This window comes from Arthrobacter sp. Y3223151, from assembly GCF_059091125.1.
On record NZ_JBNHGI010000007.1, the window covers coordinates 92,866 to 110,697 of the forward strand.

Below are 17,832 nucleotides of genomic sequence, written 5' to 3' on the forward strand. Positions count from 1 at the left end.
TTACCGGCTCCTGTTGTTGCGCTTCTCCAGCCAGGCGACCAGCTGGGTGAGCGGCAAGGTGATGATCAGGTACATGAGCGCCGCGGCGACCAGGGGCGTGGCATTGGCGAACTGGGAGACGCCGTCGCGGGCAAAAGTCGTGAGTTCCCGATTGGCCAGGGCCATTCCGGCGATGAAGAGCAGCGACGTGTCCTTAATCAGGATGACCAGCTCGTTGGTCAGCGGCGGCGTGACGATGCGCACCGCCTGCGGCAGCACCACGGAGACCATGGTCCAGCTCGGGTTCATGCCCAGCGAGCGGGCCGCCTCCCGCTGGCCGGCGGGGACGGCCTCGATGCCGGCGCGGAGCGTCTCGGCAATGTAGGCAGCCGAGACGACGATCAAACCGATCAGCCCGGCGCCGGTGCTGCCTCCCGGCGGACGCCACTGGAACGCGATCGGGACCGCGAAGGCGAAGCCGAAGATCACCAGCAGGGCCGGCAGGCCGCGGAACAGCTCGATGTAGGCGGTCGCCACCCACCGGTAGGGCGCCACGGGCGAGAGCTTCATGAGCGCCAGGAGGAGACCGAAGAGCAGGCCGCCGACGAAGGCGATCAGGGTGTAGACGACCGTGTTCTTCGCCGCCGTGACGATGATGGTGGGGAACTGCTCACCCAGGACTTCCGGGTTCAGGAAGCTCGTGCGGATGGCCTCCCAATCGGCCACCAGGGCGACGGCGGCGACGGCGGCGATGAAGATGGCGTAAAGGACCCCGCGGAAAAGTCGGCGGCGGGTCGAAGGTTTCACTGGTGATGCCTTCCAGCTGTAAGTCGGCGGCCCCCGTTCCCGCTGCTTCACGCACGGGAACGGGGGCCGGAGGGCTTGCTACTCGGTGAAGTACTTGTCGTAGATTTCCTGGTACTTGCCGTTGTCGCGCAGCGTCGAGAGGGCATCGTTGACGGCCGAGATCAGGGCCTCGGACCCTTCCTTCTTCGCCGCGAAGCCGTAGGACTCGTCCGTCTTGTACTCCTCGACGATGGTGAACTTGCCGTCCTCGGTGTGGCCGATGTTCACCGGCAGGTCCTGCAGCAAGGCGTCGACCTGGCCGGCCTGGATGGCCTGGTACATCTCGGCATCGGACGGGAAGGCGACGACTTCGGCGTCCTCCGGGGCGTTCTCCCGGGTGTAGGCCTCGCCGGTGGTGCCCTGCTGGACGCCCACCTTCTTGCCGGAGAGATCGCCCACGGCCTTGATGTCGGAGTCCTTCGGGACCAGCAGCGACTGCAGCGAGTCGTAGTAGGGGTCGGAGAAGGCGATGTTCTTCTTGCGGTCTTCGGTGATGGTCATCGCGCTGGCGCCGAGGTCGCACTGGCCGGCGGCCAGGGTGACGCCCGACTGCAGGGCGTCGAAACCGACGTCCTGGATGGCCACCTCGAGGCCCATCTCCGAAGAGATCTCCGTGATCAGGTCGATGTCGAAGCCCGTGTACTCGCCGCCCTCTTCGAACTCGAACGGGGGGTAGGGGATGTCGGAGCAGACGGTCAGCTTGCCCTCCTGGACCAGGGGCAGCTCGGATCCCGCGCCGGCGGTGCCGGTGCCGCCGTTGCCGCCGGCGTCGTCCGAGCCACCGCAGGCGGTCAAAGCGAGTGCCGCCACGGCCAGAAGGGAGAACCCCTGGACCGCCTTGGATGCGTTTTTGCGCATAGTTACTACCTTTGTCTCGTTGGAAATCCGGCTTAAGTGTAACGGGAATGCCCGCTACACGTGATATGCACCACAGGCTACAGCCATTGCCTATTGGAAAACAGCGTAGTCGGCGGGAGCCTGGTTTGCCCCCGGCCGTGCCGATTGTCGGTGAATAGTTATCTGCGCCGCAGGCCGAGCGCCTCGATCATCGGCCTGAACTTGGCCCAGGTCTCCGCCAGTTCGGCCTCCGGATCGGAGCCGTCCACGATGCCGCAGCCGGCATAAAGCCGGACCCGCTGCGGCCCCTCCACCACGGCGCCGCGCAGCGCGATGCCCCATTCACCGTTGCCCGCGCCGTCGGTCCAGCCCACCGGGCCGGCGTACGGCCCGCGGTCCATCTGCTCCAGTTCGCGAATCAAGGCTCCGGCAACCTCGGTGGGGGTGCCGCACACGGCCGCGGTGGGGTGCACCGCTTCGGCCAGTTCCAACGACGACGGCGGCTGCCCGCCGTCGTGCGCCAGCTCGGCCGAGACGTCGGACGCCAGGTGCCAGACGTTGGGCAGCTCCAGCACGAACGGCTCGCTGTGCGAGCTCATCGCGGTGGTGAAGGGCTCGAGTTTGCGGGTGAGCGAGTCGATGGCGATCCGGTGCTCGTGCAGCTGCTTCTCGGAGCCGGCCAGCACGCGCTGGGCGTAGTCGGTGTCCGATTCGCCGGCGTGGCCGTGGGTCCGGGAGCGGTCGAGCGTGCCGGCCAGCACGCGGGCGCGGGCCACGTTATTCTCCACCTTGATCAGCATTTCCGGGGTGGAGCCGATCAGCCCGTCCACCGAGTACGTCCAGCAGTCCTTGTACCGTGCGGCGAGTTCGCGCAGCACCTGGGCGGTGGCGATGGGCGCGGCGAGATTGGCCACCACGTCCCGGGCCACGACGAGCTTGCTCAGGTTCCCGGCCTGGATGCGCTTGACCCCGGCGGCGACGGCATCCATGTACGCCTGCTCCGACACCTGTCCCGGAACGAGGGAGTCGGCGGGATCGGGGCTGCGCTCTACCGAGATCTCTTCCAGCCAGCCCGCGAGCACGGCCTCGGCCGTCTCGGCGCTGAGGTGCGCATCGGCGTCGTACGTCAGATAGGTGAGCCAGGCGCGGTCGCCATCAAGGCCCACGAGCACCTCCGGCACCACCAGGCGGGAGCTGTGGGTCGAGGTGTAGGAGAACGCGAAGGAGCCGAAGGCGACCGGCCCGGTTCCGGGGCCGCCCACCCGGTTGTCGATGTCGGCGGTGGCTTGGATCCCGCGCCACCACGCGGCCGCCCGCCGGAAGCGGTCCGGCCCGCTGGCCGTGAACCGCGCAATCTCGCCGAAGCCGGCGAGCCCGCCCTCGCGCCGCACCCAGCAGAGCACGTCGTCGCGCACCAGATACTCCGTGAGCCCTTGGGTGTCGGGCACCGCGGGCCACTCGACCGTGATGCCGCGCAGGGTCCCGCTGGGCAGCTGGTCCGCGGCCTCCGGTTCCGTGCGGCCGGCCGGCGCGGCAGGCCCGGTTCCGGGCAGGCCGGACGAGGGGGACAGGGGGGAGGTCATGGTCATTAAGCCTACTCTGCCCGGCAAACGCCGCCGCCCGCGAAAGCCCGGGTTCGCGGGCGGCCGCCGGTCTTTGAGACAATGGCCCAGTGAATCGTGCATCGCTGGAGAAGCGCCCGGATGAAGTAGCCGCCATGTTCGATGACGTGGCGCCGAAGTACGACCTGGTCAACGATGTGCTGTCGATGGGCCAGACCCGCCGGTGGCGCCGCATCGTGGTGGACGCGGTGGGCGCCGAGCGTGGCCAGAAGGTCCTGGACCTCGCCGCCGGCACGGGCACCTCCAGCGAACCCTATGCCGATGCCGGCATCCACGTGGTGGCGTGCGACTTCTCCCTGGGCATGCTGCGCGTCGGCAAGCGCCGCCGCCCCGACATCGACTTCGTGGCCGGAGACGCCACCAACCTGCCCTTCGCGGACAACTCCTTCGATGCCGTGACCATCTCCTTCGGCCTGCGCAACGTCAGCGATCCGAAACTGGCGCTGCGCGAGATGCTGCGCGTGGCCAAGCCCGGCGGCCGGCTCGTGATCGCCGAGTTCTCGCACCCCACCCTCCCGGTCTGGCGCACCGTCTACACCGAGTACCTGATGCGCGCGCTGCCGGCGATCGCGTCCAAAATTTCGTCCAACCCCGACTCCTACGTCTACCTGGCCGAGTCCATCCGCGCCTGGCCAAACCAGGACCAGCTGGGCGAGTGGATCACCGGCGAAGGCTGGCAGGACGTGGCCTACCGCAACCTGTCCGGCGGCATTGTCGCCGTGCACCGGGCCGTGAAGCCCGGCCGCGACGAGGCGGCCAACGCCCGGGCGCAGGCCGCGCTGCGGCGCCAGAGCAGCAGGCACACCCTGTAGCCATGTCAGTTCTCATTGTTGGGGCGGGGCCGGCCGGATCCACGGCCGCGTACTACCTCGCCCGCGCCGGCGTGGACGTGACCGTGCTGGAAAAGACGGCCTTCCCGCGCGAAAAGGTCTGCGGCGACGGCCTGACGCCCCGCGCCGTGCGTGAAGTCCAGCTGCTGGGACTGCCGCACGAGGAATCCTCCGGCTGGCGCCGGAACCGGGGGTTGCGGCTGATCGCCGGCGGCCGGCAGCTCGAGTTGCCCTGGCCGGAACTGAGCGACTTCCCGGACTACGGCCTGATCCGCACCCGCATGGGCTTCGACGAGCAGCTGGCCCGTCACGCCGCGGCCGCCGGCGCCGTCGTGCTGGAACGCCACTCCGTCTCCACCGCCCTCCGGGACGAGGCCGGACGGGTCACCGGGGTCCGCGCCAACGTGCTGGACGGGCGCGGACGCAAGACCGGGGAGACCAAGGACTTCTTCGCCGACGTGGTGCTGGCCGCCGACGGCAACTCCACCCGCACCGCCCTGAGCCTGGGCATCGAGAAGCGCGACGACCGGCCGCTGGGCGTGGCCGTGCGTACTTACTTCACTTCCCCCCGTCACGACGACGACTGGATGGAGGGGTGGCTGGAGCTCCCCGACGCGGCCGGCAACCCGCTGCCCGGCTACGGCTGGGTCTTCGGCGTCGGCGACGGCACGTCCAACGTGGGCCTGGGCATCCTCAACTCGTCCAAGTCCTTCGGCAAGCTGGACTACCGGCAGGTGCTGCGCGAGTGGACCGCCGGCATGCCGGCGGAGTGGGGCTTGACCGAGGAAAACCAGGTGGGGCAGGTCCGCGGTGCGGCCCTGCCGATGGGGTTTAACCGGACGCCGCACTACAGCCCCGGCCTGTTGCTGCTCGGCGACGCCGGCGGCATGGTCAGCCCGTTTAACGGAGAGGGCATCTCCTATGCCATGGAGTCCGCCCGCTACGCGGCCGAGCTGATCGCCGACGCGCACGGCCGCCTGTCCGGGACCGGCGGGCAGCTGCTCAGCATGGCCGGCTTCGACGCCGCGATGGCCCGCTACCCGGACATCATCCGCGGGCACTGGGGCAGCCACTTCACCCTGGGCCGGATCTTCGCCCAGCTGATCGGCAAACCGGCCATTATGAAACTGGCCCTGCGGACCGGAATGCCGGTCCCGCCGTTGATGCGCTTCGTGGTGCGGATGCTGGCCAATTTGACCGACTCGGGCGGCAAGGGATTTGAGGATAGAGTTATTCATCTGCTGGAGCACCTGACGCCGCCGGCATCGAACCAGGCCGGCGGCCACAAACCGGCCGGCCATACCGCCCCCACGATTAGTTAGTGTTGAACAGTGACTGACGCCAAACCGAGTTGGACACCCGCCGGCCAGAACCCGCCGTCGCCGGATCTGGATACCGCGACTGCCGCCCTTGCCACCAGCCTGAACCTGCCGGACGGATTCGCCCCGGTGGCCCAGGACGCCGAGCTCGGTCCCGCGGTTTCCACCGCACTGGCGCGGGTGGAGAAGCAGTTGCGCGCGGCCATCGCACACTCCGATCCGTTCGCCGATGCCACCAGCCGCCATCTCGTGGAAGCCGGCGGGAAGCGGATCCGTCCGCTGCTGACCATCCTGGCCGCGCAGCTGGGCAACGGCTCGGTTCCCGACGTGGTGCAGGCCGCCGTCGTCGTCGAACTGACGCACCTGGCCACGCTCTACCACGACGACGTGATGGATTCCGCGCCGTACCGCCGCGGCGCCCCGACCGCGCACGAGGTGTGGGGCAACCAGGTGGCCATCCTGGCCGGCGACCTGATCTTTGCCCGCGCTTCGCTGCTGGTGTCCCAGCTGGGGCCCGAGGCAGTCGGCATCCAGGCGCGCACTTTTGAGCGGCTTTGCCTGGGCCAGCTGCACGAGACCGTCGGCCCGCGCGAGGACGAGGATCCGGTGGAGCACTACCTCTCCGTGATCGCGGACAAGACCGCCTCGCTGATCGCCACCTCCGGCCAGCTCGGCGCCATGTTCTCCGGAGCCGGCGAACAGGCCGTAAGCGTGATGCTGGAATACGGCGAGAAGGTGGGCGTGGCGTTCCAGCTGGCCGACGACGTGATTGACGTGACCGGGCTCAAGGCCAAGTCCGGCAAGACCCCGGGCACCGACCTGCGGGAGGGAGTCCCCACCCTGCCGGTCCTGCTGCTGCGCCAGGCCGCCGCCGACGGCGACGCGTCCGCCTCCGCCGTGCTGGAACTGGTGGACGCGGACCTGACGTCGGACGAGGCCCTGGCCGCCGCCGTCTCCGCGCTGCGCGGGCACCCGGTCACCGCCCAGGCCTGGGCCATCGCGGGTGAGTGGGCCGACGCCGCCAAGGCATCCCTGGCCCCGCTGCCCGAGAGCACGGTCAAGGCCGCGCTGACCGCCTTCGCCGAGGCCGTCGTGGACCGCGAGGTCTGACCGGCCGGTCCAACTTGACCATGTCAACCGTGCCGGCGCCGTCCTTCGGGGACTAAGGGGTGACCGTAGAACAAGCACTTGTGTCCTTCGCCCTGGTGGCCGGCCTGCTGACCCTGGTTCCCGGGATGGATACGGCCTTGGTGCTGCGCTCAGCCGTCAGCCAAGGCCGGGGCAAGGCGTACGCGACGGCGTTGGGCATCAACACCGGAGCCTTGGCTTGGGGCATCGCGGCCGCGGTGGGGGCATCAGCCCTGTTGGCCGCCTCGGCAACGGCCTTCACGGTGCTGAAGGTGGCCGGCGCCGCCTACATGGCCTGGCTGGGGTTCCGGATGCTGTGGCGGTCGTTCCGGCAACCGGCCACGCGCCTCGCAGACGCCGGCGCGCCGGCCGCTCCGGCGTCGTACGTCAGGGCGTGGCTCACCGGCGTCGGGACGAACCTGTTGAACCCGAAGGTCGGCGTCTTCTATGTGGCGATGATCCCGCAGTTCATCCCGCCGGGCGTCTCCCCGGCGCTGATGGGCATCCTGCTGGCCCTGGTGCACAACCTGGAGGGGCTGGTGTTCTTCTCGGCCATCATCTGGGGCACGCATGCGGCCCGGAAGTGGCTGCGCACTCCGGCCGTGACGCGTTCCATCGACAGGATCACGGGCATCGTGCTGGTCGGTTTCGGCGTCGCCCTGGCGGCCGAGAGCCGCTGAACCCGCCGGCGGCTCAGAACCCGCCGGCGGCTCAGTCTTCCTCGTCGTCGTCGCCGAAGACCCACTCGAACATCTCGAAGACGAACTCGCTGAAGGTCGCCTCCTCGCTCTGCCATTGCGGCTTCGGGCCGTTCGTGCGGATCCAGACGATGGGGTCCGGCACATCCAGGTGTTCGGTCTTGAAACCCCAGTTCGCTTCTTCGTCCATCTCGTCCAGGAACAGCAGGTAGCCGCCTTCGATTTCCAGCTCGTCCGGGTCGAAGAAGAAGTCATGCGCCTCCATCAGGTCTTCGCAGCCGCCGAGCGCGTGGTAGAACTCCACCAACGCCTGCGGGATCTGGAACTTGTGCTCGCCCAGCAGCCCCTCGAGTTCGTCGTAGGAGATGCCGTCGTCCTCGGTCCACTTCCGGTCCAGGTACTGGGGCACGAGGGCACGGAATTTGTCCACGAACATTTCGGGCATGGTTTCTCCCTGGAACGGTTGATTGGAGGGCTTGGTCCCATCCTATGCGGCGGCACCGACTGTGCTGAACGGCGACGGCGGTGCTTACCCCGCGCGTCAGTCCCGGCGGCGGGTGGCCAGGCCGGGGTAGTCGATGACGATGCCGTCCGAATCCACCATGATCTCGGCGCTGAAGTCCCCGGAGGTGTAGGTGACCGCGGCGGTGCCCGTGCGGTCGTCGTAGGCGCGGGAGCCGCTGTAGATCTGCTGTTGGCCGAGCACGCGCAGGCTCGGCATCTCCACCCACGCGACCGTCAATTCCGCGGCGGCCTCGGCGTCGTGAACCAGGCCCAGCCGCAGGATCGGCATGGTGTTGGTGGCCGGGCACAAACCCAGGTCGCAGTCCACCGCCCCGACCAAGGATTCCGGATCGGCGATCCCCGGTTCCGGCAGGCCGCTGTCCCCGGACACCCTGGTCGCGGCGCTCCACGTGCCGTCGGGCGCGCGGTCCAGCACCAGATGCCGGCTCCAGCCCCGCCCGTGGACGGACACCGTGAGGCTTTCGGTGAACCAGTTGCCGGTGGTCGTCAGGGACCAGCTGGCGGCGTAGGCCGCGGTGCGGGAGGCGCCGTGGGCGCTCAGACGCTCCGGTTCCAGGTTCAGGGTCGCCGTGTCGGCGCGCTGCGGATCGTCGCTTCCCAGCCAGGTGACCGTCCGGCTTTCGTGCGTCTCGTGTCCCATGCCCCCAGCCTTGTGTCTGCGCCGGGTCTTGGCAAGGGACCGGCCGGCTAGCCTTTCGTCCGGGACACCGAACCCAGCCGCCGCACCGTCAGGGCCAGCCACAGGTGCACCCGGTCCGCGGTGAGGGCGGGATCGTAGCCGGTCAGCTCCACGATCTGGGACAGCCGGTAGCGCACGGAGTTCCGGTGCAGGCCCAGCTCCTCGGCCACGGCCGCCACCGAGCCGTTCAACTCCAGGTAGGCCTGCAGCGTGGGCAGCAGCGCCGCGTCGTGGGCCGCGTCGAACTCGGCCAGCGGGTCGAGTGCCTCGGCCGCAAGATCGGCCAGCGGCACGTCTTCGGAGGCCAGCAGCAGGGAGGTCAGGGACAGCCGCTGCGGCACGTTCAGCCGCTCGCCCCGGCCCACGGCCTCCTTGGCCTCGAAGTAGCTCCAGCGCAGCCCGTTCGCCTGCGCATAGCTGCCGCCCACCCCGACCGTGGCGGAGAAGCCCGCGTTCTGCAGGTACGCACTCAGCTCCTGGCCCAGTGCCTCGCCCGATTCGGCGCCCTGCACCACCAGCACCAGCCGCTCGTCGACCAAGCCGGTGACCACGCCGTCGAACGCGGCGGGCAGCGGAAGCGTGGGCAGCGCGCGGCGCTGGGCGGCGGCCACCTGCACCATGACCACCAGCTGGCGCCGTCCGGCGTCGATCCCCACGTTGCTCAGCCGCAGGGAGGCATCGCCGCCCTGCAGCACCCCGCGCACCACATCCAGCAGCACCTGGCCCACGGAGCTGCGGTCGGCCGCGCGGCGGTGCGCCTGGTTGCTCAGTTCCAGGCTGATCAGGCTCTGCGCGTAGTCCACGATGGCGTTGCGCTCGTACGGCTTGCCCAGGGCCAGCGTGCAGCGGTCCTTCAGGCCGGTGGCGATGGGAAGCTCGTGCCAGCCGGTTTCCCCGTCGCCGCCGGTGCCGTACAGCCGGGTGCCGTATTGCGAGAGCACGACGTCGGTGCCCACCATCTCTGCCAGGGTGCGCAGGAGCGCGGGGAGGCCGCCGCCGCCCAACAACGAGGCGGCCAGCGCCTGGTGGTCCTTGAGCAGGTGCTCCAGGCGGTTGTAATGGTCGGCGGAAATGGCGTCGGCGACCATCTTGCTGATCGCCACGAACGGGGTCTCGTAAGGAACTTCGAAGACCGGAAGCTCCAGCTCATTCGCGGCGGCGAGCACGCCCGCCGGGACCCGGCGGTGCGTCAGCCCGAGCGCGAAGCCCATGCCGACCGCACCGGCCTCGTGCACCCGCTCCACGAACCGGCGCTGCGCGGCCGCGGTCTTCTGGCGAAGGCCGGTGGTCAGCACCACTTCGCCGCCGGTCAGGAAGGGCAACGGGTCCTCGAGTTCCGTCGAAGCCACCCAGGTAATGGGCGCGTCCGGGTCGCCCTGCGCGGTACCGACAAGCTTCAGGTGCAGCGCGGGGGAGGCCAGTAGTTTGGCAAGAGTGACAGCCATGCCTTCACTATACGGGCGGCTGTTGTGCAGATGCACTATTCGCGACGTAGCGGCGGGGAGCGGCTCCCGAAGGGCTGACGGGGCGGGCCCCCACCCTCCGTGCTTTCGCGTCGCGCCCGGCGCCGGACCGGTTTTCCGGGCAGCTGCTCACCGGCGCTAGGATGGTCCGCGGCGTCACGTGCGTCACACCCCTGCCAGCCCTACACCGTGAGGTCCCTTCATGAGTACCCCTACCCCGCAGGCAGCGTCGGGCGCCAAGCCCAAGCGCGAGATGTGGTCCACCCGCAAGGTGTTCATCCTCGCGGCCATCGGCTCCGCCGTCGGCCTGGGCAACATCTGGCGCTTCCCGTATGTTGCCTACGAAAACGGCGGCGGCGCCTTCATCATTCCCTACCTGGTGGCGCTGTTGACCGCGGGCATCCCGCTGCTGTTCCTGGACTACGCCGTCGGACACCGCCACCGTGGCTCCGCCCCGCTGGCCTACCGCCGGCTGGCGCGCGGCGCCGAAGGGCTGGGCTGGTGGCAGGTGGCCATCTGCTTCGTCATCTGCGTCTACTACGCCGTCATCATCGCCTGGGCGGCGATGTACATGATCTACTCCGTCACCGAGGAGTGGGGGGACGACCCCGCCGGGTTCTTCATGGAATCGTTCCTCCAGGTGAGCAAGGACGTGAACATCGGCTTCGACTTCGTGCCGACGGTCCTCATCCCGCTGGTGGTTGTCTGGGCGGTGGTGCTGCTGGTGCTCGCCGCCGGCGTGCAGAAGGGCATCGGACGGGCGAACATCGTGTTCCTGCCGCTGCTGCTGGTCATGTTCCTGCTCCTGGTGGTCCAGTCGCTGTTCCTGCCCGGTGCGGCCGACGGGCTCAACGCACTGTTCACTCCCGACTGGAGTGCGCTCACGAACACGACGGTGTGGGCCGCGGCCTACGGCCAAATCTTCTTCTCGCTGTCCGTTGCCTTCGGCATCATGGTCACCTACGCGTCCTACCTGAAGCACCGGACGGACCTGACCGGATCCGGGTTCGTGGTGGGCTTCGCGAACTCCGGTTTTGAGATCCTGGCCGGCATCGGCGTCTTCGCGGCCGTCGGCTTCATGGCCTTCAGCGCCGGTGCCGAGGTCGGCGACGTTGCCGCCGGCGGGATTGGGCTGGCGTTCATCGCGTTCCCCACCATCATTTCCGAGGCCCCGCTGGGCGGACTGCTCGGCGTGCTCTTCTTCGGCTCGCTGGTGTTCGCCGGATTCACCTCGCTGATCAGCATCATCGAGGTCATCATCTCCGCAGTCCAGGACAAGCTCGGCATGAGCCGCATCAAGACCACCTGGTGCGTCGGCATCCCGCTGGCGTTGATTTCCATCCTGCTGTTCCCGACCACCACCGGCCTGAACCTGCTGGACGTCACCGATGCCTTCGTCAACAGCTTCGGCATCATGGCGTGCGCCCTCGCGACCGTGCTGCTGGTGACCTACGGATTCCGCAAGCTGCCGCTCCTGGGCGGACACGTCAGCGAGGTCTCGTCCATCAAGCTGGGCCTGTGGTGGCGCATCATGGTCGGCATCATCGCGCCGATTGTGCTGGGCTACATCCTGATCAGCGAATTGATCAAGCGGATCCAGGAAGGCTACGGCGACCCGCCCATGCCCGACTGGTTCGTGAACGTCTTCGGCTGGGGCATGGCCGGCTCCCTGATCGTGGCCGGCTTCATCCTGTCGCTGATTCCCTGGAGCAAGAAGTCGGCGGCCAACGACCCGGAACTGGATGCCCACACCCTGAAGGAGACACAGCCATGAGTACCGCAGCGATTGTCATGCTGATCATTTCCATCCTGACGGTGTGGGGAGGCCTGGCGCTGGCCCTGGTCAACCTCAGCCGCCACCCCGAGGACGAGGGTGCCCTGCCGACGGAGCACGCACCGGAGCTCTGACCCGCAGCTCGCCGCGGCGGCGCCCTGCGGCCTCCATGCCACCGGGCGCCGCCGTCGCTCCTTCTGGCCATATGCACGGCAACATTGCGCATCTGCTGTGCGGGGCGCCATAGGCAGCTGCGGGCCGGGAACCGTAATCTCGCTGTAGAGCTCGGCTTCCCGTGGCCCGGCGTATCCGCCGGTCCCCGCGAAGCTGCCGCTGCGATGCGAGTGCGCGGATCCTCCGGGCTGTCCGCGGCATTCCCACCCTCAACGTGAAAGGCACATCATGACCACTCAGACGACCCAGCCCCAGTTCCGGCTGGAGCAGAAGCGCGACGTCTCGGCCGGTTTCCCCGGCCCGAAGTCCGCCGAACTGGCCGCCCGCCGCAGCGCCGTGGTTGCCGGCGGCGTCGCCTCCGGCGTTCCGGTCTACGTGGCCGACGCCGACGGCGGCATCATCACCGACGTGGACGGCAACTCGTTCATCGACCTGGGCTCGGGCATCGCCGTGACCAGCGTCGGCGCCTCGGACCCCGCCGTCGTCGCCGCGGTGCAGGAGCAGGTCGCCAAGTTCACCCACACCTGCTTCATGGTCAGCCCCTACGAGGGCTACATCGCCGTCGCCGAGAAACTGGCCGAGCTGACCCCGGGCGACCACGAGAAGCGCTCCGTGCTGTTCAACTCCGGGGCCGAAGCCGTGGAGAACGCCGTGAAGGTGGCCCGCATCGCCACCGGCCGCACCGCCGTCGTCGCCTTTGACCACGCCTACCACGGCCGCACCAACCTGACGATGGGCCTGACCGCCAAGGCGACCCCGTACAAGTCCAGCCCGGCCGGCAGCTTCGGCCCCTTCGCGCCGGAGATCTACCGGGTGCCGATGAGCTACCCGTACCGCGAGGAAGCCGACATCAAGGGCGAGGACGCGGCCCGCCGCGCCATCACGATGATCGAGAAGCAGATCGGCGCCGAGAACGTGGCCGCGATCCTGATCGAGCCGATCCAGGGCGAGGGCGGCTTCATTGTCCCGGCGGAGGGCTTCCTCCCCGCGCTGGCCCAGTGGGCCAAGGACAACGGCGTGGTGTTCATCGCGGACGAGGTCCAGTCCGGGTTCGCGCGCACCGGTGCCTGGTTCGCTTCGGAGCACGACGGCGTGGTGCCCGACATCATCACGATGGCCAAGGGCATCGCCGGCGGCATGCCGCTGTCCGCGATCACCGGCCGCGCCGAGCTGATGGACGCCGTGCACCCGGGCGGACTGGGCGGTACCTACGGCGGCAACCCGGTGGCTTGCGCCGCCGCGCTGGCAGCCATCGACACCATGCAGACCCAGGACCTCAACGCCCGGGCCCGCCACATCGAAGAGCAGGTCATGGGCCGGCTGCGGAAGCTGGCCGAGGAAGTGGACATCATCGGCGAGCTGCGCGGCCGCGGCGCCATGCTGGCGCTGGAGTTCGTCAAGCCCGGCACCGGCCAGACCACCAAGGAGCCCAACGCCGAGGCCACCAAGGAGATCGCCGCCGCCTGCCTGCAGGAAGGCGTCATCATCCTCACCTGCGGCACCTACGGCAACGTGGTGCGACTGCTGCCGCCGCTGGTGATCGGCGACGAACTGCTGGCAGATGCCCTGGACGTGCTGGAAGCAGCCATCCGGAAGGTGGCGGCGGCCTAGTTACCCGGGCAGCGTCCGAGCGGGCGGCTGCCGGATCCCCTCGTCATGCGGGCGGGTCCGGCGGCCGCCCGCGGTCCTTTTAAGGCCGCTCAGTCCCGCCCGCCCCGTCCTGCTCCCGGCCTGTTGCCGCCGGCGGTCTCGGGTTAGAGTCGGAACCATCATCGCGTCACGGGGTGCGGATGTGCCGGCGCCGTCGCATCCGCTGCTCCACGGACAGGGACAGGGGTAGTTTGCATGCGTTATGTGGTGGGATACCAGCCGGACGAGCGGGGAGCCGATGCCGTGGCATTGGCCGTGGCGATCGCCCGGACGCAGGGGACGGGGCTGGATATCGTCTATGTGGTGGCAGACAGCGCCCCCTACGTGGCGTTGAACCCCGAAGGCAGCCGCGTCAGCGCCAGCGAGCAGGAAGTCCTCACCGCCCGCCGCGAGGCCATGAAACTGGTCCCGGCAGACGTCAACGCCGAATTCAAGGTACGGTCCGCCGAATCGTTCGCCGAAGGGCTGATCGCGGCGGGTGAGGAAGCCGGCGCCAGGTTGATCGTCATCGGCGCCAGCAGCAACAGCCTGTTCAAACGCTTCACGGTGGGCAGTGTGGCAAATGCCCTCCTGCACGCCTCGCCGATTCCGGTGGCGTTGGCGCCCCGCGGGTACCAGCGGACAGAGCCGCTGACCCGGCTGACCGCGTTCATCGGCGAGCGGCAGGGCGCACAAGCCGCCCGGGACGTTGCCCTGAACGCTGCCTCCCGCCGCGGCCTGCAGCTGCGCCTGGTTTCTCTGGTCTCCCTGGACACCCGTGAAGAGCCGGACAGCGGCGAGGCTATCCACAGTGCCCACCTGCACGCGAACTCCGTGCTGGCCCAGGCCGCCACCGAACTGCCTCCCGGCAACGCCACGGTGACCGTGGCCCATGGGCGCAACATCGAAGAGGCCATCGATTCCCTGGACTGGGACGACGGCGAACTGGTGGTCATGGGATCCAGCCGGCTCGCCCAGCACAACCGCCTGTTCCTCGGTGCCACGGCGTACAAGGTCCTGCGCTCGCTGCCGGTGCCCATGGTGGTGGTTCCGCAGGAAGTGGACGGGGTGCGGGACTAGCCGGGCAACATCCGGCTGCCGTACAGGTTGGTGCCGGCGCCGAGCCTGGAGCGGCCGTGTCTTGGCCGGTTGCCACCATCCGCACTGGTAACCTCCGTCACAAGCGGGTGTTTGTCCCACGTCCTGTGTCAACCTTCCCGCCGTCACGCGCCGTAGGGCGCACGTCGACGAGGGGGATCCTGCATGAGTGCTGTGCGCCGATATGTTCTGCCGGTGGTTTGGCTGGCGATTTTCGCCGTCATAGCTGCCGCGCTCTTCAAGCTCGCCTTCGTGGATGGCATGCGCGCGGAGGCGGTCGACCAGCAGCCTTCGGCCCGCCTGGTCACGCCCAGCGTCCCCGCGGCCGTGGGCACGGTGACCAACGTGGTGCAGCTCGAGGGATCGGTTGCCGGCGACCCGGCCGTGACCGTGCGCAGCACGGCGGAAGGCACAGTGAACCACCTCTTCGTAGAGGCCGGCGCGAACGTGGCCAGGGGTGATGCGCTGTTCCAGGTGCAGAAGCCGGTGGAACCCGACGCCGTGCAGCAGGTTTCGCTCGAACCGGATCCGGAGGACGAACCGGCCCCACCGGCTGCCCCCGTGTACACGTACGTGAACGTGGTGGCCCCCGCCGCGGGCAAGCTGACCGACCTGTCCGTGCTGGTGGACCAGCAGGTCTCGGTCGGTGCCGAAGCAGCCGTCATTTCCCCGGGCACCTTTTCGGTGACCGGTACGCTGACCGCCGAGCAGCAGTTCCGGCTGCTCGACCGCCCCAGTTCCGCCACCGTGACGGTCATGGGCGGTCCGGCGCCCTTCGAGTGCAAGGCCGTGACGGTCGGGGAGGGCCCGGCAGCCGGCGCCCCGGCACCGGGGCCGGAGCAGCCCGGGGATCCGTTCGGGCCGGCAGCCCCGGCGGCGACGGGCACCGTCAACTGCGCCGTGCCGGCCGATGTCAGGGTCTTCCCCGGGCTGGGCGCGACGATCGACATCACGGCCGGAACCGCAGAGAACGTGATCGTGGTACCCACCACGGCGGTCCGCGGATCGGTGGACACCGGCCTGGTATGGGTCGTGGAGGACGACGGCGGGGCACCGGTTGAGCGCCCGGTCGCCCTGGGACTGACCGACGGGATGCAGGTGGAGATCGTGGAGGGGCTGGACGAGGGCGACCTGGTCCTGCAGTTCATTCCCGGTGCGCCGGGGGACCAGATGATGCCCGGGATGGAAGGCGATTTCGGCATGGTGGGCGGATGAGCGCCGCGGCGGCGGGGGCCCCGCTGCTGGAGCTGCAGGGCGTGACGCGGAGCGTGCACATCCCGGACCGCGGCCCGCTGCACATACTGCAGGGCATCGAGCTGACCATCGGTACCGGCGAGCACATGTCGATAGTCGGCCGGTCCGGGTCGGGAAAGTCCACGCTGCTGAACATCCTGGGCCTGCTGGACGTGCCGAGCACGGGCGAGATGTTTTTCGAGGGGCGGGCGGTCTCTTCCCTGGGGGAAAAGCAGCGCGCCATGGCCCGCGGTGCGCGCGTGGGATTCATCTTCCAGCAGTTCAACCTGTTGCCGGGCCGTACCGCACTGGAAAACGTCATGACCCCGCTGCTCTATGCCCGCGGCCGGCAATTCTGGCGGCGCGAGCGGTTGGCCGCCGAAATGCTCGAGCGGGTCGGCCTGGGCGACCGGCTGGGGGAGAAACCGCACAAGCTCTCCGGCGGTGAGCAGCAGCGGATCGCCATCGCGCGGGCGCTCGTGCGCTCGCCCAGGCTGATTCTCGCCGATGAGCCTACCGGTGCCCTGGACATCGAAACCGGGCAAAGCGTGATGGCCATGCTGGGCGAGGTGGTTCAGGAGTCGGGTGCGGCCCTGGTGACCATCACGCACGATGCGAATGTGGCGGTTCTGGCCCAGCGGCACTATCGGCTGGGTGACGGGATTCTGCACGCTTTGGAGCCGGCGGCATGACCGGCGCGGTCGCCCTCCTGGTCGAGGCATGGGCCGAGCTGCGCATCCACAAGACCCGGGTCCTGCTGGCCTTGATCGGCGTGGCGCTGTCCGTTGCGGCCCTGACCACCGTCGTCGGGCTCGGCAACATGGCCAGGGAAGGCATCGTGCAGGGGCAGGAACAATCCGGAGGCCGCGCAGCCACCGTGACCGCTGAGGTCTACACGCCGACAGGAACCGAAGAACCGGCGGTCCTGCACGCCGCCTTCGAGGGGATCGTGGAACGCTACGGCGTGGAATACGCGAGCCGCCGAACCTTCGCCCAGGTCCCGTTCCAGTTCCCCCACGGCGTCGTGACGGCCGAGACCACGGTGGTGGACCGCAGCTACGGCGAGATGCGGCGGGTCGACCTGGTCGCCGGCCGCTGGTTCACGGAAGCCGACGCCGCGGCGCTTGCGCCGGCGGTGATCATCAACGAAGCATTCCACCGGCAGCTGGGCGAACCGGACCTGGCGCTGAACCCGGTGGTGCAGATCTTCCAGCAGCGGCCGATCGCGGCCACCGTGGTGGGAGTGATGCCGGACTTCCACCAGGAAGCCATGGCCCAGGCCATGATGCTCACCAACCAGTACGAGCGTTGGGGCCTCGGCGGGCAGGCAGGTCCTCCTCCCGTCCTGGAAATGTGGCTCCCGGTCGAGCTCGAGCCGGGCCTGAGCGCGGCGATCGCCGGTGACCTTCAGGCCCAGTTCCCTGATGCCCAGGCGAATGTGTACCGCAGCGACTATGCCGCTTGGGGCGACCCGTTCGAGGGCATCCAGTGGGCGGTGGGCGGCGTCGCCGGCCTCGTGCTGCTGCTGGGCGCCGTGGGACTGCTCAACATCTCGATGGTGACGGTCAGGTACCGGGTGCGGGAAATCGGCATCCGGCGCAGCTTCGGGGCGACTTCCGGCCGGATTTTCTTCGGCGTCATGCTCGAATCGGTGGTCGCGACGTTCGTGGCCGGCGTGGCGGGGGTGATGCTCGCCGTCGCCGTGGTGAAGAGCCCGTGGATCCAGGACCTGATCGCCCAGGGCATCAGCGAACTGCCGCCGTTCCCGGTGGAAGCGGCGCTGCTGGGCATCGGCGCCGCGACGGCCGTCGGCGCGCTGGCCGGCCTGATCCCGGCGGTGGTGGCCGTGCGGGTCAAGGTGATCGACGCGATCCGCTACTAGTGTCGGGCCGTGCCCGGGGGACCGGACCGAAGTGGCAGGGCCGAAGCGGCAGGGCCGAAGTGCCGGAGGGTGCGTTAGCCTCCGGTTATGCCTCTCATCAGTCGTGCCGTTCACGC

17 protein-coding genes are annotated in these 17,832 nt (G+C 69.1%); 11 read left to right on the forward strand and 6 right to left on the reverse strand.

Features of this window, described 5'->3' with window-relative positions:
* The 3 genes from AC5RUP_RS11420 to AC5RUP_RS11430 form a co-directional block, all read right to left on the reverse strand.
* Complete coding sequence (locus AC5RUP_RS11420) at positions 1–786, reverse strand: amino acid ABC transporter permease (protein WP_494064829.1); 786 nt, start codon at positions 784–786, stop codon at positions 1–3.
* A 78-nt stretch (positions 787–864) separates the two neighbouring features.
* The gene (locus tag AC5RUP_RS11425) at positions 865–1,683 is read right to left on the reverse strand and encodes a basic amino acid ABC transporter substrate-binding protein (RefSeq protein ID WP_494064828.1); all 819 of its coding nucleotides are present in this window, start codon (positions 1,681–1,683) and stop codon (positions 865–867) included.
* 158 nt (positions 1,684–1,841) lie between these two features.
* Entirely contained in the window at positions 1,842–3,245 is a 1,404-nt protein-coding gene (locus AC5RUP_RS11430; protein WP_494154238.1) for an isochorismate synthase, read from the reverse strand.
* 89 nt (positions 3,246–3,334) lie between these two features.
* On the opposite strand from AC5RUP_RS11430, the gene AC5RUP_RS11435 reads away from it, so the two are divergent.
* Genes AC5RUP_RS11435 through AC5RUP_RS11450 form a run of 4 tightly spaced genes read left to right on the forward strand, consistent with a single transcriptional unit; the run spans position 3,335 to position 7,241 of the window.
* Positions 3,335–4,096 carry a demethylmenaquinone methyltransferase gene (locus AC5RUP_RS11435; RefSeq protein ID WP_494012802.1) on the forward strand — a complete coding sequence of 254 codons (762 nt, stop codon included), beginning with the start codon at positions 3,335–3,337 and terminating at the stop codon, positions 4,094–4,096.
* A gap of 2 nt (positions 4,097–4,098) precedes the next feature.
* Entirely contained in the window at positions 4,099–5,436 is a 1,338-nt protein-coding gene (locus tag AC5RUP_RS11440) for a geranylgeranyl reductase family protein (RefSeq protein ID WP_494154237.1), read from the forward strand.
* A gap of 9 nt (positions 5,437–5,445) precedes the next feature.
* The gene (locus AC5RUP_RS11445) at positions 5,446–6,543 is read left to right on the forward strand and encodes a polyprenyl synthetase family protein (protein ID WP_494158559.1); all 1,098 of its coding nucleotides are present in this window, start codon (positions 5,446–5,448) and stop codon (positions 6,541–6,543) included.
* Positions 6,544–6,602: 59 nt separating this feature from the next.
* Positions 6,603–7,241, forward strand: a complete 639-nt coding sequence (locus tag AC5RUP_RS11450) for a LysE family translocator (RefSeq protein ID WP_494155246.1) — start codon at positions 6,603–6,605, stop codon at positions 7,239–7,241.
* Positions 7,242–7,272: 31 nt separating this feature from the next.
* On the opposite strand, the gene AC5RUP_RS11455 is transcribed toward AC5RUP_RS11450, so the two are convergent.
* The 3 genes from AC5RUP_RS11455 to AC5RUP_RS11465 all read right to left on the reverse strand — a co-directional run bounded on the left by AC5RUP_RS11455 (position 7,273) and on the right by AC5RUP_RS11465 (position 9,908).
* Positions 7,273–7,704 (reverse strand): hypothetical protein, encoded by a 432-nt coding sequence (locus AC5RUP_RS11455; protein ID WP_494155247.1) that lies wholly within the window; start codon positions 7,702–7,704, stop codon positions 7,273–7,275.
* Positions 7,705–7,800: 96 nt separating this feature from the next.
* On the reverse strand, positions 7,801–8,424 hold the full coding sequence (locus AC5RUP_RS11460; protein ID WP_494153929.1) for a putative glycolipid-binding domain-containing protein: 624 nt from the start codon (positions 8,422–8,424) through the stop codon (positions 7,801–7,803).
* Between the two features lie 47 nt (positions 8,425–8,471).
* Entirely contained in the window at positions 8,472–9,908 is a 1,437-nt protein-coding gene (locus AC5RUP_RS11465) for a PucR family transcriptional regulator (protein WP_494153930.1), read from the reverse strand.
* A 220-nt stretch (positions 9,909–10,128) separates the two neighbouring features.
* Between AC5RUP_RS11465 and AC5RUP_RS11470 the strand changes: the two genes are divergently transcribed.
* From AC5RUP_RS11470 to AC5RUP_RS11500, 7 genes are all read left to right on the forward strand, one after another.
* A complete protein-coding gene (locus tag AC5RUP_RS11470; protein ID WP_494064820.1) occupies positions 10,129–11,700 on the forward strand; it encodes a sodium-dependent transporter in 1,572 nt (523 codons plus the stop codon).
* On the forward strand, positions 11,697–11,834 hold the full coding sequence (locus tag AC5RUP_RS11475) for a methionine/alanine import family NSS transporter small subunit (protein ID WP_494064819.1): 138 nt from the start codon (positions 11,697–11,699) through the stop codon (positions 11,832–11,834). Before AC5RUP_RS11470 ends, AC5RUP_RS11475 begins: the two co-directional genes overlap by 4 nt.
* A gap of 268 nt (positions 11,835–12,102) precedes the next feature.
* On the forward strand, positions 12,103–13,485 hold the full coding sequence (gene gabT, locus AC5RUP_RS11480) for a 4-aminobutyrate--2-oxoglutarate transaminase (RefSeq protein WP_494153931.1): 1,383 nt from the start codon (positions 12,103–12,105) through the stop codon (positions 13,483–13,485).
* A 234-nt stretch (positions 13,486–13,719) separates the two neighbouring features.
* The gene (locus AC5RUP_RS11485) at positions 13,720–14,583 is read left to right on the forward strand and encodes a universal stress protein (protein WP_494064817.1); all 864 of its coding nucleotides are present in this window, start codon (positions 13,720–13,722) and stop codon (positions 14,581–14,583) included.
* Between the two features lie 183 nt (positions 14,584–14,766).
* Entirely contained in the window at positions 14,767–15,816 is a 1,050-nt protein-coding gene (locus tag AC5RUP_RS11490) for an efflux RND transporter periplasmic adaptor subunit (protein WP_494153932.1), read from the forward strand.
* Positions 15,813–16,526: an ABC transporter ATP-binding protein gene (locus tag AC5RUP_RS11495; RefSeq protein WP_494153933.1), complete on the forward strand. Its 714-nt coding sequence runs from the start codon at positions 15,813–15,815 to the stop codon at positions 16,524–16,526. The genes AC5RUP_RS11490 and AC5RUP_RS11495 overlap by 4 nt, the downstream gene beginning before the upstream one ends.
* Positions 16,523–17,716: an ABC transporter permease gene (locus tag AC5RUP_RS11500; protein WP_494153934.1), complete on the forward strand. Its 1,194-nt coding sequence runs from the start codon at positions 16,523–16,525 to the stop codon at positions 17,714–17,716. Before AC5RUP_RS11495 ends, AC5RUP_RS11500 begins: the two co-directional genes overlap by 4 nt.
* The last annotated feature ends 116 nt before the right edge of the window (positions 17,717–17,832 follow it).

Coding starts and splice junctions, on each gene's coding strand:
- AC5RUP_RS11425 (WP_494064828.1), bottom strand. CDS start 1,683: ATGCGCAAAAACGCATCCAAGGCGGTCCAGGGGTTCTCCCTTCTGGCC.
- AC5RUP_RS11430 (WP_494154238.1), bottom strand. CDS start 3,245: ATGACCTCCCCCCTGTCCCCCTCGTCCGGCCTGCCCGGAACCGGGCCT.
- AC5RUP_RS11440 (WP_494154237.1), top strand. CDS start 4,099: ATGTCAGTTCTCATTGTTGGGGCGGGGCCGGCCGGATCCACGGCCGCG.
- AC5RUP_RS11455 (WP_494155247.1), bottom strand. CDS start 7,704: ATGCCCGAAATGTTCGTGGACAAATTCCGTGCCCTCGTGCCCCAGTAC.
- AC5RUP_RS11460 (WP_494153929.1), bottom strand. CDS start 8,424: ATGGGACACGAGACGCACGAAAGCCGGACGGTCACCTGGCTGGGAAGC.
- AC5RUP_RS11465 (WP_494153930.1), bottom strand. CDS start 9,908: ATGGCTGTCACTCTTGCCAAACTACTGGCCTCCCCCGCGCTGCACCTG.
- AC5RUP_RS11470 (WP_494064820.1), top strand. CDS start 10,129: ATGAGTACCCCTACCCCGCAGGCAGCGTCGGGCGCCAAGCCCAAGCGC.
- AC5RUP_RS11475 (WP_494064819.1), top strand. CDS start 11,697: ATGAGTACCGCAGCGATTGTCATGCTGATCATTTCCATCCTGACGGTG.
- gabT (WP_494153931.1), top strand. CDS start 12,103: ATGACCACTCAGACGACCCAGCCCCAGTTCCGGCTGGAGCAGAAGCGC.
- AC5RUP_RS11485 (WP_494064817.1), top strand. CDS start 13,720: ATGCGTTATGTGGTGGGATACCAGCCGGACGAGCGGGGAGCCGATGCC.
- AC5RUP_RS11490 (WP_494153932.1), top strand. CDS start 14,767: ATGAGTGCTGTGCGCCGATATGTTCTGCCGGTGGTTTGGCTGGCGATT.
- AC5RUP_RS11495 (WP_494153933.1), top strand. CDS start 15,813: ATGAGCGCCGCGGCGGCGGGGGCCCCGCTGCTGGAGCTGCAGGGCGTG.
- AC5RUP_RS11500 (WP_494153934.1), top strand. CDS start 16,523: ATGACCGGCGCGGTCGCCCTCCTGGTCGAGGCATGGGCCGAGCTGCGC.